This is a genomic window from Methanosarcina sp. WH1 (genome assembly GCF_000970005.1).
In the GTDB taxonomy this organism is placed as follows: Archaea; Halobacteriota; Methanosarcinia; order Methanosarcinales; family Methanosarcinaceae; genus Methanosarcina.
The window spans coordinates 1483094-1499629 of the sequence record NZ_CP009504.1 but is presented as its reverse complement, the minus strand read 5'-3'; the positions used below and the strand labels follow the sequence as shown (position 1 = coordinate 1499629).

At 41.1% G+C, this 16536-nt stretch carries 12 protein-coding genes; 11 read left to right on the top strand and 1 reads right to left on the bottom strand.

Annotation, left to right across the window (positions count from 1 at the left end):
- Positions 1-5: 5 nt before the first annotated feature.
- The 9 genes from MSWH1_RS06635 to MSWH1_RS18880 all read left to right on the top strand — a co-directional run bounded on the left by MSWH1_RS06635 (position 6) and on the right by MSWH1_RS18880 (position 11983).
- Positions 6-902: a F0F1 ATP synthase subunit gamma gene (locus MSWH1_RS06635; RefSeq protein WP_048127153.1), complete on the top strand. Its 897-nt coding sequence runs from the start codon at positions 6-8 to the stop codon at positions 900-902.
- Positions 903-1040: 138 nt separating this feature from the next.
- On the top strand, positions 1041-2231 hold the full coding sequence (locus MSWH1_RS06630; protein ID WP_048127152.1) for a hypothetical protein: 1191 nt from the start codon (positions 1041-1043) through the stop codon (positions 2229-2231).
- 273 nt (positions 2232-2504) lie between these two features.
- Positions 2505-2699, top strand: a complete 195-nt coding sequence (locus tag MSWH1_RS06625; protein ID WP_048127151.1) for an MM0924 family protein — start codon at positions 2505-2507, stop codon at positions 2697-2699.
- 1097 nt (positions 2700-3796) lie between these two features.
- Positions 3797-6985: an isoleucine--tRNA ligase gene (gene ileS / locus MSWH1_RS06620; RefSeq protein WP_048127150.1), complete on the top strand. Its 3189-nt coding sequence runs from the start codon at positions 3797-3799 to the stop codon at positions 6983-6985.
- A gap of 58 nt (positions 6986-7043) precedes the next feature.
- Positions 7044-7694: a 6-hydroxymethylpterin diphosphokinase MptE-like protein gene (locus tag MSWH1_RS06615; protein ID WP_156148091.1), complete on the top strand. Its 651-nt coding sequence runs from the start codon at positions 7044-7046 to the stop codon at positions 7692-7694.
- Positions 7695-10136: 2442 nt separating this feature from the next.
- A complete protein-coding gene (locus tag MSWH1_RS18895) occupies positions 10137-10301 on the top strand; it encodes a hypothetical protein (protein ID WP_156148090.1) in 165 nt (54 codons plus the stop codon).
- Positions 10302-10512: 211 nt separating this feature from the next.
- The gene (locus MSWH1_RS18890; protein WP_156148089.1) at positions 10513-10674 is read left to right on the top strand and encodes a hypothetical protein; all 162 of its coding nucleotides are present in this window, start codon (positions 10513-10515) and stop codon (positions 10672-10674) included.
- An 846-nt stretch (positions 10675-11520) separates the two neighbouring features.
- A complete protein-coding gene (locus MSWH1_RS18885; protein WP_156148088.1) occupies positions 11521-11712 on the top strand; it encodes a hypothetical protein in 192 nt (63 codons plus the stop codon).
- A gap of 79 nt (positions 11713-11791) precedes the next feature.
- The gene (locus MSWH1_RS18880; RefSeq protein ID WP_156148088.1) at positions 11792-11983 is read left to right on the top strand and encodes a hypothetical protein; all 192 of its coding nucleotides are present in this window, start codon (positions 11792-11794) and stop codon (positions 11981-11983) included.
- 177 nt (positions 11984-12160) lie between these two features.
- Here the strand turns inward: MSWH1_RS18880 and MSWH1_RS06610 are convergent, their stop codons facing one another.
- A complete protein-coding gene (locus MSWH1_RS06610) occupies positions 12161-12391 on the bottom strand; it encodes a hypothetical protein (RefSeq protein WP_052722640.1) in 231 nt (76 codons plus the stop codon).
- A gap of 482 nt (positions 12392-12873) precedes the next feature.
- On the opposite strand from MSWH1_RS06610, the gene MSWH1_RS06605 reads away from it, so the two are divergent.
- Positions 12874-13077 carry a hypothetical protein gene (locus tag MSWH1_RS06605; protein WP_231585625.1) on the top strand — a complete coding sequence of 68 codons (204 nt, stop codon included), beginning with the start codon at positions 12874-12876 and terminating at the stop codon, positions 13075-13077.
- Positions 13078-14003: 926 nt separating this feature from the next.
- Complete coding sequence (locus MSWH1_RS06600; protein WP_048127147.1) at positions 14004-15332, top strand: ATP-binding protein; 1329 nt, start codon at positions 14004-14006, stop codon at positions 15330-15332.
- The last annotated feature ends 1204 nt before the right edge of the window (positions 15333-16536 follow it).

Genomic DNA, 16536 nt, shown 5'->3' with positions numbered 1-16536 from the left:
AGGTTATGAGCGAAACCACAGAAAGTCTGCGCAAAAAGATTGATAGAGCAAATGAGCTTCAATCCGTCGTCCGCACGATGAAAGCCCTTGCAGCCTCAAGCATAGGGCAATACGAGAAATCAGCGAGTGCGTTGTCAGACTACTATCGCACAGTAGAAATGGGATTGGAAGTATGCTTTCGGGAAATTGAACCCTCCGCTCCTGCAGAGCGGACAGGGCAGAAAAATGCCGGTTCTATTAATGCGGTCGTGTTCGGTTCAGATCAGGGACTTGTGGGTCAGTTTAATGATATTGTAGCCGATTATGCGGTCAAAAAACTGGCAGGTTTGCCAGGTAAACCTCGGGTTTGGGCTGTCGGTGAGCGTGTTTATTCGCGCCTGGAAGATGCGGATTTGCCGTTAATTGGACTCTTTACAGTGCCGAATTCCGTCAAAGCCATTACTCCGCTTATAAGTCAGATTCTTGTGGAAAACGAAAAGCTCCGAAGCCAGGATGAGAATACCGAACTTTACCTGTTTTACAACCGCCACAAAACCAGAGCTACTTATGAGCCTGTCGGTCAGCGGCTGCTGCCACTGGACGAAACCTGGCGGCGTGATCTGGCCAAACTTCCCTGGCCAACCAGGAACTTGCCTGAGGTGATGGGCAATAGCACAGAGACATTGAGAGCACTAATCCGCGAATACCTTTTCGTTTCACTTTTCCGGGCATGTGCTGAATCCCTTGCAAGTGAAAATACAAGCCGTCTGGTAGCGATGCAGCGCGCCGACAAGAACATCGATGAATTACTGGAAGATTTCAAAGGATCATTTTATCGCCTGCGTCAGAGTGGCATCGATGAAGAACTGTTTGAAGTCATCGCCGGTTTTGAAGCGCTGTCCAGATCTCGCAACCCTGGCTGAAGTGAAGATTTCAAGCGTCATTATTTTGATCCACGCAGAAGATGAAAAATACTCAGAACTGATAACTTGACGCGGACCTGAGAAGTCTTATGTTTTCTCTCTGGATAACTACTTATCTTCCGAAATAAACTCTATATTATGAGCTGGTACGGGATAGATGCAATAGATAAAGCTGTTTCAAGGACAAAAACAGCCCTTTTCGAACCTTTTGATTTCTGGAAATGGGTAAAACTTGCAATCATCATCTTTTTGCTTGGGAATATCGGGTACAATTACGGAGGCTCAGGCACCAACTATCGGATGAGCTCCGAAGATTTCGGAAACAATTTCCCAAACATCGAACCGGGCAGGATGCCTGACTTTCTTTCTGGCGTATCCTGGATTGGCTTTGACCATATTCAGTCTATAGCACCCCTGGCAATTATAGCTACAATAATAGCCTTTATTTTTCTTTTAGCTTTGATTTTTTCCTACATCTCCAGCGTCATGGAGTTTGTTTTTGTAGAAGCCCTGGTAAAGAATGAGGTTCACTTCTGGGCTTATTCAAAAAAATTCCTGGGCAAGGGTTTCAACCTCCTGCTGATACGTTTAGCCCTGGGGATCGTTTTTCTTGTACTCTTTGGACTGTCTTTGCTTCCTTTTGTTCCTATAATCCTCAAAGAGTCCCCTGATTTTTCCTTTCCTGCCATCATAGGCGGAGTGTTCTGGTTTTTTGGCGTAATTATTATGCTTGCCCTGCTCGGGGCAGTCGTAAGCTCCTTCTTAAGCCTTGCAATTCCCCTTGCCATTTACAGAGAATCAGGAATTCTTTCGGCTTTCCGTACTGTCTACAGGAATTTCAGGAAAAGCTGGAAAGAAGTCCTGGTTTACTGGCTTATCAGGTTCCTGCTGGGAATCGGGATAGCTATCTTTGCAGTGATCCTGTTTGGATTATTGATGCTGGCGCTAGGAATTGTTTTTCTTATTATTGATGTGGTCCTTTATTTCCTCTTCTCGACTTTCGTATCAGAGTCCCTGGTCTGGATACTCCTGATTCCCTTCGTCATTGTAGAACTGTTGCTGCTCTTCGTAACTCTGATGTTGCTGAGCGTGCCTCTTGCAGTTTTCCTGAAGTACCATCTTCTGAGTTTCCTTGAAGCCTGGTTTGTCGACGCAAATATTCCTTTCTTCGATAAGCTTTCCGGGGAACCGGAAATAGGGTTCGGGACAGAATTGAGTGAATCGGTATCATCTGGATCTGAATCCGGTGAATTGGAGCCAGGTGAATCTAAATACGGTGAACTGGAACCAAATGGATCTGAATCCGAGGAATCTGAGCCTGTGAGATAAAAAAAAGGCTTCAGGAGCAGGATTTTGAATTTATTGGAGTTTTACTGGACTTTTAATATTGTAGATTACTTTAATGAGGGTGCCGGGTACACCTGGCAACTTATTTCTTTTTTTATGATGTCCTGATCTGTGTTCAGAATCTCTGTTTTTCTAGTTATAATATACCTCCCTGACACTAACTAGATACTAACTACAATCTGGTAAACACCTATCTGGTAAACACCTGCGGGTCTTTCTATATCCGGAATGGTAAAAACCTGGGAGTTGATAAGTATGAAACAGGAGTTCATTGAAAAGTATTATCTGGGCAAAGAAGTAGAAATTGACATTGGAGGGAATACAACATACAGGGGAGTTGCTGCAGAATGTAATGACGGAGTCCTGAGCCTTAAGTGGACTATAAAAGAGGAAGGCTACACACATATTGATATAGAGAGAATTGCTGCAATGTGGAGAACCCTGAAGTAAAAGTAAGAAGATTAAGGTAAAACTGTGTCGTAAAATGGTATTGTAACAGGCGCAGTAAAATAATATACTTTAATACTTTAAAATTTGATACTTTAAAATTTGCTTTGTATGCTAAGAATTCACTTCACAGTAAGGGTAGTAAGTCTTTTTACCTCCTCTAAGGCTAAGCTTTATTTCTACATTTAGACCTTTAAGGAGGGGAAAGAACCCTCTCCTTTTTTGTCCCGCATTTTTTCAATCTTCAAGTAGTTTATTTTTTTGTATCTCTTTTAATTTCTACCTTTTATCTGTCGCTTATCGTTCTTCTCTTTCTCTTTTCGTATTTTTTGTCTGAAAGCCGCTCTCCTGCGTCGAACGTGACAGAAACAACATGATAAGGCGAATGACGTTGTACGGGTCAGAACTATCTAATTTCATCCTCTTGAACGCAGTCTTTAGTATTAACATCCATAAATATCCATAATTTAGTCCCCTGAGCAAAGTTCACTGCTAAAATCCATCAAGTAGTCCTCTTGAGCGCAGCGAAAAGGACCGCGTACTGTTGCGATTACATCGCAACTCCCAGAAAATCTTCGATTTCCTGAGATCCCAAAGCGCAATTCGGGTGGCGCAACTCTGCTAAGAAAACAATGGACTGGTTTTCTGCTGTTACAATAAAGCTTAAATTAAGTACAGTAATTACTGAATAAACTGATTGGCATGCAGTAGATCCTTTTATCCGTCGGAAAGATGCATATCTGCTTTCCCGGATAAGGATATTTTGTACGTAAGATATTTGTCTGAAGTACAGTATATAAACGGTCGATAAAGGGCATATATACTTTACCGTAAATTCGGTACCTTGCCGGTCAGAGGTTTGTTATAGTATGTTGACCAGTAATTTATCCTGAAATCAGCGCTTACTGGTTATCCGTGCCAGCAGCAGCTTGTTAGTATTAAAATAGTCAGTATTAGTCTTGTCAGTATTAGTATTGTCAGTATTAGTATTGTCACCACTTATTGGATAGCAATTTATCAAGAGTTGTTGGTCAGCCGCAGTATAGAGCTTGAATCGACGACTTTTACTTCAGTTTATTTTTCATCAGGGAGACTCCCATATGATAAAGGAAATCACTGCCAAATACAATGCAGAACAAATAGAAAAAAAAGTAACGCAGTTCTGGGAAGACAGCGATGCCTACCGGAAAACCCGGGAGCACCGCAAAACCGGAAAAAGGCTTTTTTTTGTTGACGGGCCCCCATACACTACAGGCCATATCCATCTGGGGACTGCCTGGAATAAGATCATTAAAGATTCTATTCTCCGCTATTACTCCATGAATAACCGCAACATCCTTGAGCGTCCTGGCTGGGACATGCACGGTCTGCCTATCGAGGTCAGGGTCGAAGGCTTGCTTGGTTTCAAGTCAAAGAAGGATATCGAGAGCTTCGGAGTAGAGAATTTCATTGAGAAATGCAAGGAATTTGCCCTCACGCAGAAACAGGCAATGACTGAGCAGTTCCAGAAGCTTGGGGTTTGGATGCAGTGGGAAGAACCCTATATGACCCTAAAAGATGACTACATTGAAGCTGCCTGGTGGACCCTCAAGCAGGCCAATGAAAAAGACCTCCTTGATGTGGGCAAACGTGTAGTCAACTGGTGTCCCCGCTGTGAAACCGCGATTGCCGACTCAGAAGTTGAGTACTCGGACAGGACCGATCCGTCCATCTATGTCAAGTTCAAGGTCAAGGGAGAGGAAAATACCTTCATAGTGATCTGGACCACAACCCCCTGGACCATCCCCTCGAACATCGCCGTTGCGGTCCACCCGTCCTTTGAATATGCAAAGTTCAGGGCAGTCCGCCAGGATGGAAAAGAAGAAATCCTGATCGCAGCCACACCCCTCATTGAAAACGTGCTCCGGAAGGGCAGGTACACGAATTACAAAATCCTTGAGACCATGCTCGGGGAAGACGTCGCAGGCCTGGAATACGAGAGCCCCCTTGCGGACCTGATCCCGCGCCAGGCTGAATTCAAGCACAATGTCTACGAAGCCGAATACGTAACCGCAGAAAACACCGGCTGTGTGCACATTGCCCCTGGGCACGGTATGGATGACTTTAATGTAGGAGTCAAAAACGGCCTGCCAATTTTCTGCCCCGTAGGCCCGAGCGGTTCCTATACCGAGGAAGCCGGTAAGTATGCGGGCATGAACATAAGAGACGCAAACGCTGTTGTCATTGAGGACCTCCTGGAGCGCGACAGGCTCCTTGCCGAGGGGACCGTGACCCACCGTTACGGGCACTGTTGGCGCTGTAAGACTCCTATCATCTACCTGGCAACCGAACAATGGTTCCTCAAAATTACCGATCTTAAAGAAAAAATGCTCGAGGAAATCGATGCCGTTGACTGGTACCCCGATTGGGCAGGTTCAGCCCGTTTCAGGACCTGGGTTGAAGGTGCCAGGGATTGGTGCATCTCCAGACAGAGATACTGGGGGATTCCAATCCCGGTCTGGAAATGCAGGAAATGCGGAAAGCTTGAAGTAATAGGGACAAAAGCCGAACTGCTGGAAAAAGCCGGAATAGAAAGCGATATCGAACTGCACCGCCCCTACGTAGACAAAGTCACTGTTCCGTGTGAGTGCGGAGGAGAGAAAAAGCGGGTTGAAGACGTTTTTGATGTCTGGTTCGACTCGGCTGTTGCTTCCTGGGCAACCCTGAAGTTCCCGCAGACACAGGATCAGTTTGATGAATGGTGGCCTGCTGACTTTATTACCGAAGGGCATGACCAAACCCGTGGCTGGTTCTATTCCCAGCTCGGAGCAAGTATGGTTGGCTTTGGGCGGGCGCCTTATAAGAGTGTGCTCATGCACGGCTTTACTCTTGACGCAGGCGGAAAGAAGATGTCAAAGAGCCTTGGAAATGTAATTTCCCCTCTGGACATCATCGATAGATTCGGAGCAGATACCCTGAGAGCCTACGTGCTTTCATCAAGTGCGCCCTGGGATGACCTGAAGTTCAACATAGAAGAGATAGAAACTGTCCACCGTTCAATTAACATCCTCTGGAACGTTTTCAGGTTCCCACTTCCGTATATGGCGCTTGACAAATTTGACCCGCTGAAGGTCAACCTGGACTCTGTAAAAGATGCTCTGCGGGAAGAAGACAGGTGGATTCTTTCAAGAGCCCTGTCCGTGGTAAAAGCTGTAGATGAAGCCATGAGCGGGTACCTGCTGCATAAAGCAGTCCGTGATATCCTGGAGTTTGCCCTCGAAGACCTCTCACGCTGGTATATCCAGCTTATCCGCCCGAGGACCTGGACCGAAGCTGACGACCCGGACAAGCTTGCAGCTTACTGTGTGCTTTACGAGGTCTATGTAACCATCACAAAACTGATCTCCCCCTTCATGCCTTACCTGGCTGAGGAGATGTACCAGAACCTGATCCGGAATGTGGACCCGAAAGCCCCCGAATCCGTGCACATGTGCGACTGGCCGAAGGTCAACGAAGCCTATCTTGACCCTGAGCTTGAAGCAGCCATGAGCACTGTCCGCTCGATTGTGGAAGCCGCCTCAAACGCCCGCCAGAAGGCAGGAAGAAAACTCAGGTGGCCCATTTCCAGAATTATTATCTCCCCTGAAAGCGAGGATGCAGCAAAGGCAGTTGACAGGCTGCGCTCAGTCCTTATGGACCAGACCAATTCCAAAGCCATTGTGCTTACTGATGTTGGTGAGAGCTGGGATGAACTCGGGCTTGAGGTTATCCCTGACCCGGGCAAGATCGGGCCGGTCTTCAAGAAGGATGCCGGAAAGGTTATCCCTGCCCTGCAGAAAGTCGAGGGTTTTGCCTTAAAGAAAGCCTTTGCCGAAACCGGGGAATTCGAGCTCTCCCTGGCCGATGGAACCACTGTTATGGTTACCCCTGAAATGGCAAACTACAAAGAAACTCTGCCCGAAGGCACAGCTGTCGCGGAATCCGATGCAGGCCTTGTTTATGTGGACGCAAATCTCACCCCCGAACTCGAAGCTGAAGGATACGCAAGGGAAGTCATCCGCAGGCTGCAGGACATGCGGAAGGAACTCGACCTTGTTGTGGATGAAGACATCCATGCCTCTGTCCGGATCGAAGACGAAAGAGTCTTAATGCTCGTTGAAACCCTGAAAGACCTGATTGGAGAAGAAGTTAGAGCAAATGTCTTTGACCTGGGCAGCGGTGTCGAGGTTTCCGGAGCCCTTGTAAAGGACTGGGATGTCGAAGGCATTGCCATGAAAATGGGAATTGCGAAGAAATTACTCCGCAATTAAGTTTAGAAACGAAACTCAGTAAGAAAATCTAAGTTCAGAAGCGAAAAACAGGAAAGGAGTGATTCATACGGATTTTGCTGCCTGGGAGCCTATCTATGAACGAATTTTAGAGGACTTCGGGTTCGACCGTACAGGTGATGAAGAGGCAGCCAGATTCCTTTCCCAAAAACTGACTGTGAAAAACACTGTGGAGCTTTCCGAACTTAAAGATATGATATCAGGAAAGCCCGTTCTTGTCTGTGGAAATGCTCCAGGACTCAGAAACGAGCTTTTGAGGCTCGACCTTTCTGCTTTTGTGATAATTGCAGCTGATGGAGCAGCCGCTATCCTTATGGAACTGGAACGTGTGCCTGAAGTCATCTGTACCGACCTTGACGGCAATTCTGAAGCGGATATCGAGAAAGAGATTCTCGCCTGTTCCAGGGGCTCAATAGTCCTTATTCACGCCCATGGGGATAATAGGGATAAGCTGAAAAAATACGTGCCTCGATTCACGAGTTTTATTGCAACTACCCAGGCCAGACCCTTTGATCGAGTATACAACTTCGGCGGGTTCAGTGATGGAGACCGCTGCGTTTTTATAGCCCGGGAATTCGGGGCTAAAAGTATCAAGCTGGCTGGATTTGATTTTGAAGACCCTCTGGTGAATCCAATTAAGAAAAAGAAGCTTAATTGGGCTAAAGAATTAATCGGGATGCTGGGGATTTGAAGGGCTAAACTGCTATACGGATGGTAAGGTGAGAGGGACTGACAAATTAAAATATTTCTTTTAATATAATTGTTCAAAAATTTTTCTCCGGGGGAGAAGCATACTTATAACTAAAAATAAGTAAGTTACAACGATTATAAATAGAGAGAGTTTTTCTTCTTTTCAGTTATATTAGTAGGCCTTAGAGCTTTAGATCAAATTTTAATATGCGTTTTACCCTTAATTTTTCCTGAACTCTCTTACTTTGCCCTTGTTTGTAGAAAAGAGGGATAAAAGCTTTATTCTAGTGGCACACTACCAAATTTATAACTTATAATTTAAATATATAAGTTGGCCTCTTTATTCCCACGGATTTCTTTCAGATTTTCAAGGGCTATTTAATGGTAAGTATTGATAATTCTGTTGATTTTATATATGTTACGAATATATTTTTATTTATACTCTGAGGCAATTAAAATTCAGTCTGTGAGCCATTAAATGGAGATTAATGGCCAGACTGGTTTCTAAAAATAATTGCCATGAGTGTAGTCCTGGTGTTGGGGGTTGATAGAGAATTTGATTGGAGAAATCTATACCATTGGAAGATTATTCTAAGTTCACAAAACTCTATTCTTTTCAAATGACGTACAGGAATAATACAAGACAATTGCAATAGAAGACAAGTAAAAAAAGAATATACAAAAATCTGGAGGGAAACATAATGGGATATTTTACTCTCTACTATTCTAACTACAAAGTAGTTTATGAACGTACCAAACTCTACATGAGAGCTCGCTGGTGAAAAATAAAGTTGAAAGTGGGTTAACAATAACTGTATAAAAATGTACAGGAATTTATGAAACAAGTAAAAAAAGAATATACAAAAATCTGGAGGGAAACATAAATGGGATATTTTACTCTCTACTATTCTAACTACAAAGTAGTTTATGAACGCACCAAACTCTACATGAGAGCTCGCTGGTGAAAAATAAAGCTGAAAGTGGGTTAACAATAACTGTATAAAAATGTACAGGAATATATGAAACAAGTGAGTAAAGAATATACTAAAATCTGGAGGAATATATAATGGGATATTTTACTCTCTACTATTCTAACTACAAAGTAGTTTATGAACGCACCAAACTCTACATGAGAGCTCGCTGGTGAAAAATAAAGCTGAAAGTGGGTTAACAATAACTGTATAAAAATGTACAGGAATATATGAAACAAGTGAGTAAAGAATATACTAAAATCTGGAGGAATATATAATGGGATACTTTACTTTATACTACAGCAGAGTAGTCTTCTATTATGAGTGCACCAAACTCTATATTGGAGCCTGCTGGTGGTAAATACACCGGGTGTAGATCAATATTAGCCACTTAGACTGAAAAGAAATTGTTTCCCTGGCCATCTTTTCAAAATGTAATGATAATTATGGATTCTTTATATCTTGAATTGATGGCTATTGGTCCTTACTTTTTATAAGTTGACAGCTACACATTCTTTTTTAAGGGTTCCTGGTGTGACCATCCTGGTAGTTACTGCCGTTAAAACCCTTATTTTTCGTGTTTCTTTATCTGTTCTGTTTCTTTATCTGTTCTGTTTCTTTATCTGTTCTGTTTCTTTATCTGTTCTGTTTCTTTATCTGTTCTGTTTCTTTATCTGTTCTTTTTCTGTCTTTCTTCTACTAGTTAGAGATTTATAATGGAAGTATTATACTTAACTATTATAATTTTTTCTTTTTTCAATTTGCTGGATTTTATTTAAAAGCATGCATAAATCAAATAATCAGGTATGAAAAAGCAGAGCTGGAAAATGAAATGGAACGAATCGAAAACTTTTTTATCCCATCCTTCACTTCTATAGGAACATATTTTCTGAAGAAAAAGGCTGAAGTTTTAATGTTTAATATTTGAAAGTGTTATTATGTTTTTTCAGCAAAATTAGCCATTTTTAGGAATTTTAGATGAATTTAGTCACAAAATATAGATTATTTATCGTTTAAAGCTTTATTTCTTGCCTAAATAATTAATTAAAGACTAAATGCCCTGATGTTATAGGGAGTTTTTAAGAATTATAATTTTAAATTAATAAAAAAGTAAACCTGCAATTTCAGCCGGGTATTTGTTAGGATTTTCGAAGACTATTTAATGTTAAGAACTATTTATTCTATTCTTTTTATATAATTTATTATTTATTATTTAAATTATAGGCTTTCAGGCAATTAAAATCAAATCTGCTCCTCTCCAAATGAAATCAGTATGAAGAATGGTTTTAAAAATTGCCGGAAGTACGATATATATTGGAGGTTGATAAAGGAGTTTGGGGGGTTTATCGACAGGTACACACAATTGGTACACACAATTAAAAGTACATAAATTTAATTTTAAAGAATTTATTTTCTTCAATATGCAACTATGAACATGAAAAGATTAAGGTAAATACACGGAGGTAAGTAAAATGTGTTGTGGATTTAACTACTTTGGATGCGGCAGAGGTTGGAACCTCGGATGGCTTGGTGGCCTTGGTGGCTATGGCGGAGGCTGTGGCTACGGTGGTGGCTGTGGCTGCGGCGGTGGTTGGTGGCGCAGGCGCTGGCACAGACGTGGTTGTGGCGGCTGCTAACTACTGAGCCCGAAAACAACTAAGAAGCCTTAAAAAAATAGAATTCATAGTCATCTCTTCAAGTATAGGAAACAATTTCTTCAAGTATAGGAGACAATTTCCAGGAAATCGTCTTTTTTGAATTGATGGCTATGTATGTTTATTCTTCTAAATTTAGTAGTTGAAAATTTCGTTTTCAGGAATGCAAGGTAAATACACGGAGGTAAGTAAAATGTGTTGTGGATTTAACTACTTTGGATGTGGCAGAAGTTGGAACCTCGGATGGCTTGGCGGCCTCTGCGGCTATGGCGGAGGCTATGGCTACGGTGGTGGCTGCGGCTGTGGTGGTTGGTGGCGCAGGCGCTGGCACAGACGTGGTTGTGGCGGCTGCTAACTACTGAGCCAGAAAACAACTAAAACTTAAAAAATAGAATTCATAGTCATCTCTTCAAGTATAGGAGACAATTTCCAGGAAATCGTCTTTTTTGAATTGATGGCTATGTATGTTTATTCTTCTAAATTTAGCAGTTGTAAATTTTAAATTTTGTTTTCAGGAATTCCAGTATAGGTATAAGACGGCTTACTCCATTTGAGCTTCTTATTCACTTTTCTTTCATTGTTCCATTCTGGAAGTGTTCGATACTTTCAGCTTAAATGCGATCTCTGCAAGATTTTTGCTCATTTTTAAATCATGACCGACTGTATATATTTTTAATGATCGCACCGGCTACTTTAAAATGGTCACTGTAGAGGATTATTATCTTGACCAGGCCGAAACAGAAGTTATTAATTGTTTTTGTTATGATGCAACGGCAGTTGATTGTGTGTTCTTACTTTATTTATATTTTTGAACTAATTAAAAACAATCCCTTACTCCAAATACTGGATTTCAGCCGTATATTTGTCCAGATTTTCGGAGACTATCAAATGATTAGAACAATTTATTCTAGTCATTTTATATAATCAGTAGTTATTATTGGTATTATTATTATTTGCATATACTCTCTGGCAATTAAAATCAAATCTGATACTCTCCAAATGAAAATCAGAAATGAAAATCAGCACGGGGAGGTTTTAAAAATTGCCAGGAGTGCAATACTTATTGGGGGTTGATAAAGGGGTTTAAATCGACAGATATACACCTTTGAAAGTATAGAAATTAAATTATAAAGAAATTGTTATTTTTAATATGCAAGCATGAGTATGAAAATGATGAAAAAAATACACGGAGGTAATTAAAATGTGTTGTGGATATAACTACTTTGGATACGGCAGGAACTTATGGAGTCGCTGTGGAGGCTGGTTTGCAGGCTACGGTGGTGGCTGCGGTTGCGGCGGAGGCGGCTGGGGAGGCTATGGCGGCGGCTGTCGCAGCCGGATAATGATCATGGTCTTACGAAGATGCGGTTGTGGCTGCGGTAGTGGCTGCTAACTACTGAATCCGAAAACAACTAAAACTTAAAAAATAGAATTCATAATCATCTTAAGATAAATATACAGAGGTAATTAAAATGTGTTGTGGATATAACTACTTTGGATACGGCAGGAACTTATGGAGTCGCTGTGGAGGCTGGTTTGCAGGCTACGGTGGTGGCTGCGGTTGCGGCGGAGGCGGCTGGGGAGGCTATGGCGGCGGCTGTCGCAGCCGGATAATGATCATGGTCTTACGAAGATGCGGTTGTGGCTGCGGTAGTGGCTGCTAACTACTGAGTCCAAAAACAACTAAAACTTAAAAAATATAGTTTATAGTCATCTATTCAAATATAAGAGACAATTTCCAAGGAATCATCTCTTTTTGAATTGATGGCTATGCAGTTTTATTTCTTTTAATTCGAGCACTCCGGGTGTATTACAGATAATCCGAATGAAGAGAATAATTTTTATTTTGTCTTTTCAGCATACACAACTATTCCTATTACTGCTGCAATTGCCCATAAAATGCCTGTGAAAGGAATGCTTTTCGTATCTGAGGATGAGTTTGAATCTACCGGCTGCTTCTCTGCTATCCCTGTATTTTCGGTCTGGTTTTCTTCCTGCCATTTTCCCTGAGCTTTCAGCTCTTCAATTACAGCATCCCTGTGTCCGATAGGGTGTTCTCCGGGAAAGCCCACAGATACGCTGAAAAGCTGTTTCTTGGGATCTTCATCCTTTACATGAGGGGCACAGTTTCGTTAAGGGTGAACTCTGCCTGGTCCTCAGTCCAGACATATTTCCCAGTTTCAGTTTTCTCATAAAATCCTCCTGTATTATATTCCGGATTTAGTTATCTTTTTTTTGGACATATTTCATTTTTAATTTCCTGTTTATTATTCATTCGTCTTTTATTTCTATAATATAGTATATTTATGCTTATTTAATCTGAAGATTTATTTAAACTGTTTATTGTCACATATTGACCATTGGAGGAATAAGCAGCTCTTAAAGGGTCAAGAAGATGACTTGAGAAATGAACAATGATAAATAAGGTTGAGAAAAGCCATTTCAGCTCCCAGACTCTTATGGGAATGCTAATAAAATAGGACCTCAACAAATTTAATATATTTAATTGAAGACAAATATAATTACTCAATGACAAATATAATTATTTGATGACATGGGGTGTTGCAAAATGAAGAAGGGAAAATGTCCAAAATGCGGGAGCGAAAATCTCGATATAGGCCATATAATTGGAGAACGTATAGGTTATGAGTCTGATAGCGAATGTTATTTTACCGGGCCCATGCGCGAATTTAAAGTGCATGTTTGTTTAGATTGCGGACATGCCGAATTTTATGTGGATGTAGTAAATCAAAAATAAGCTGAAAAACAGTTCAGAATTCGGCAGAAATAGTGGAAAGGCTAAAAACAGCTGGCAAACAGATGTATGTATCCCTGTATCGCATAAGATTGAGGCGTGTCATACGATACATTATGAGGCATCAGTCTGGACAGATGCGACCTCATCAAACCTGTCTTGCCTTTCCACCGCATCTAATATAAGGCTTTTAGCCTTACTCTACCACTTTCTAATCATCTATTGCCCAATATTCTTGCAGTCCTTCGCTCATCTATGAAACGACCAGCTCATATAACGCCAGGATGGAGTGATGATCATAAAGATAGCGAAGAACTTGTTCATGTATTTCTTTACCACAGAAATACAAAGTATGATTGACTTTTATTATTATAAATAATTTTCCGGACACCTTTTATAGAATGCAGCGTAAAACCCCCGAGTCTTTCGTTTAGGGGTTTTATGCTTTTTCATATAAAGAAAAAGTATTTTGTGTGTGTAAGATACGGAAGACAGAAAACGATATATGAGCCTGAAAAGGATTAAGAGTTCCGGATAGGTTCCGGAAAATCAATAAAACTATATATTTTTGTCACACCGACATATGTAAAAGATTATCCAAGTATAATCGCATTCAATCAACCTTGTCCTGTTATGTAATCTATTTAAAAAAAATTATTTTTAATCTTAAAACTTCTACATTGTTATTATCAAATATGAGGCAATTTTATTTTATTTGCCGAAATTTAAATTGGTTTGCAGCCAAAAAAGTATTTTTCCTCCAGTAGATGTCAAGGAAATCACATTACTTCACCACTCATCACCCGTTAAATTAGAAATACTACTTTATTTTTGCTTTTTTAAGAATCACACACATTCAACTTTTTTCAGGACATGTAGTCTCTGCCAGAAAAACTATATAGTTTTACCACCCAAACTATCTTGATCATATGCAAAGACTCAAAATTCTTTCCCTGGTTCTTGACCACAAAATCTTTTTCCAAAGCCCCTCTAATCTAATCCTGCGCAACATTCCAGTATCCCCCTGCCTGGACGGGCGTGAGATCAATTTGATTTATGGTCCGCTACACTCGGGCAAGACTTCCTTCTTAAAGTATGTAGCAAGTCTTGTGCATGGAGGGAAGGTTTACATTAATTTTGGAGACAGCAGGTTTGAAGAATTAGAACCTGAATGTTTTCAGGAAATTGAGGAAATTGCGACTGAAGTTTACACAAAAACGAATGAAAATGAAAAAGAACCTTATGAAGCCCCGGATGCAGAAGGAGCTGTCTACTATTTCCTTGATGAAATTCATAATGTCCCCGGTTGGGAAAGCTGGGTTGACAGGCTTAATAGAAAAGGAGCAAGGGTCTTTGTAACCTCTTCTTCCGCAAATATCCTGAGTCAGGAGGTTACTTCACTCTTTGCAGACAGAAACAGGATCCTCAAACTTTTACCTTTTTCCTTTAAAGAATACCTGACTCTAAAAGGGCTCAGGGTCCCAAAGCCTAACTTTCTCACACCTTCCAGATGCGATGAAATGCTGTGCCTGTTCCTGCATTATTTCGACAATGGCGGCTATCCTGGCGTAATAAAAGATAGAAATCCCACACTTTCCCGGAAGTATTTTGAGGAAACCCTGCAGACCGGGGTTATTGCCAGGCATAATATTCAGGACGCAGAAGGACTGAAAAGACTTGCAGTATTCCTTATCTCAAACATGGCATCGGAATACTCACTTGACACACTGAAAAAAGTGAGTGGGATAGATAACGAGGATACTATCCGCAACTACCTTGACTATCTGGAAGAGGCTTTTTTGTTGTACAGGACTCCCATGTTTAACCACTTATCTGAAAACGGGAAAGAAAAAGATGTCCCATGCAAAGTTTATGCCGGAGATACGGGTTTCTTCAAGACCGTATATCCCAATTATCCGGACAGCCTGGGATTAAGGTTTGAAAACCTTGTGTTTCTTGAACTGCTCAGGCAGGGCAAGCAGGTCTCATATTTCCGGGACAGGAGAGAATGTGATTTCCTTATAATCGAAACAGATAGCCAGGCTGTTAAGGCTGCGATTCAGGTCTCGGTCTACTTCGGAAGCCCGGCAGTAAGAGAACGGGAGGTTCTCGGACTTATGGCAGCCATGGAAGAATACGGGCTTAACGAGGGGCTTATCCTTACCATGGACGATGAAGGAGTCATGGAGATCTCGGGCAAAGACGGGGAAAAGAAAAGAATAATTATTAATTCTGTATGGAAGTGGATGCTGGAATAATCAGTCAATCCCTCTTCATCCTGATTTTACACTCCTTATTTTTCTTCGATTCTTACTTTTCTTCGATTCTTACTTTTCTTCGATTCTTATTTTTCTGCTGCTTTATTTTCTGCTACTATTATTTTTCTTTAGTTTCTATTCTCTGTTATTAAGGACTGATTACTGATAGAATAAATAAAAGCAGGAGCTGAAAGATTGCCTCCGGCTCCATGGTTGATATTCTAGTATTAGAAACCCCATCCCGGCTATTGAGTTCGTTTATATCTACGTACGAAGGCAGGTTCAAGCGAAGCGCGGCGCGTGAAAAGAAAGAACAAGAGATGCTATTCTCGGCCATTATGAAGTAATACCAACCAATTAATCAGGTTATACTCCATTAAAAGGTCGATGTTTTTGAATAAAAAAACATTGGCTCGAAATTTAGAACTCTTACCCGTACAACATTATTCGCTCTACCACCCGAATTGCGATTCGCCCGAGTTTCGCTTCGGGATCACAGAAAATCGAAGATTTTCTGGGAGTTGCACTGCAAGTGCAACAGCACGAGGTCCTTTTCGCTTCGCTCAAGGGGACTACTTTATAGGTTTTTATCAGTGAGCTTTGCTCAGGGGACTAAATTATGGATGTTTGTGAATGTTAATAATGAAATGCGCTCAAGAGGACTACTTTTTGGTTTTTAGTAGTGAGCTTTACACAAGAGGACTATTTGATGGGTTTTAGCTGAGATTCGCTCAGGAGGACTGAATTACAAATAATTCACCAGTGCAACGTTATTAGCTATATCGGGTCGTTCCTGTCACGCTCGAAGAGCGGCCATTCCGATGAAGTTAAAAAAGAAGAAAAATGGCTCTTCGCTGTTTTGTATGGGTTAAAAATTACTATATAGTTGGAAAGTTTCTGTTCCAAAAATATAAACATCGATCTTGTCTGTGATTTTATACAAGAAATGTTTTTAAATTTAATATGTGTTGCTCACAAACTGGAATATGAATATAAATTACCCACTCGAAATAGCGAAGAGCCAGAAAAATCAAAATAAAAGCGGCAGAAAAATCCTGTCGATGAATTATCCCGAAAAATAGTAAGGATGAACAAAACAGAATTACTCTATATGATAAGTAACCTTTTTCAAGTTTCTTCTGTCTTCTTCCCGTTCACTTCTTTTTCCCTTCGACTTCTTTCTTTTTTTTCAACGGACCGCCAG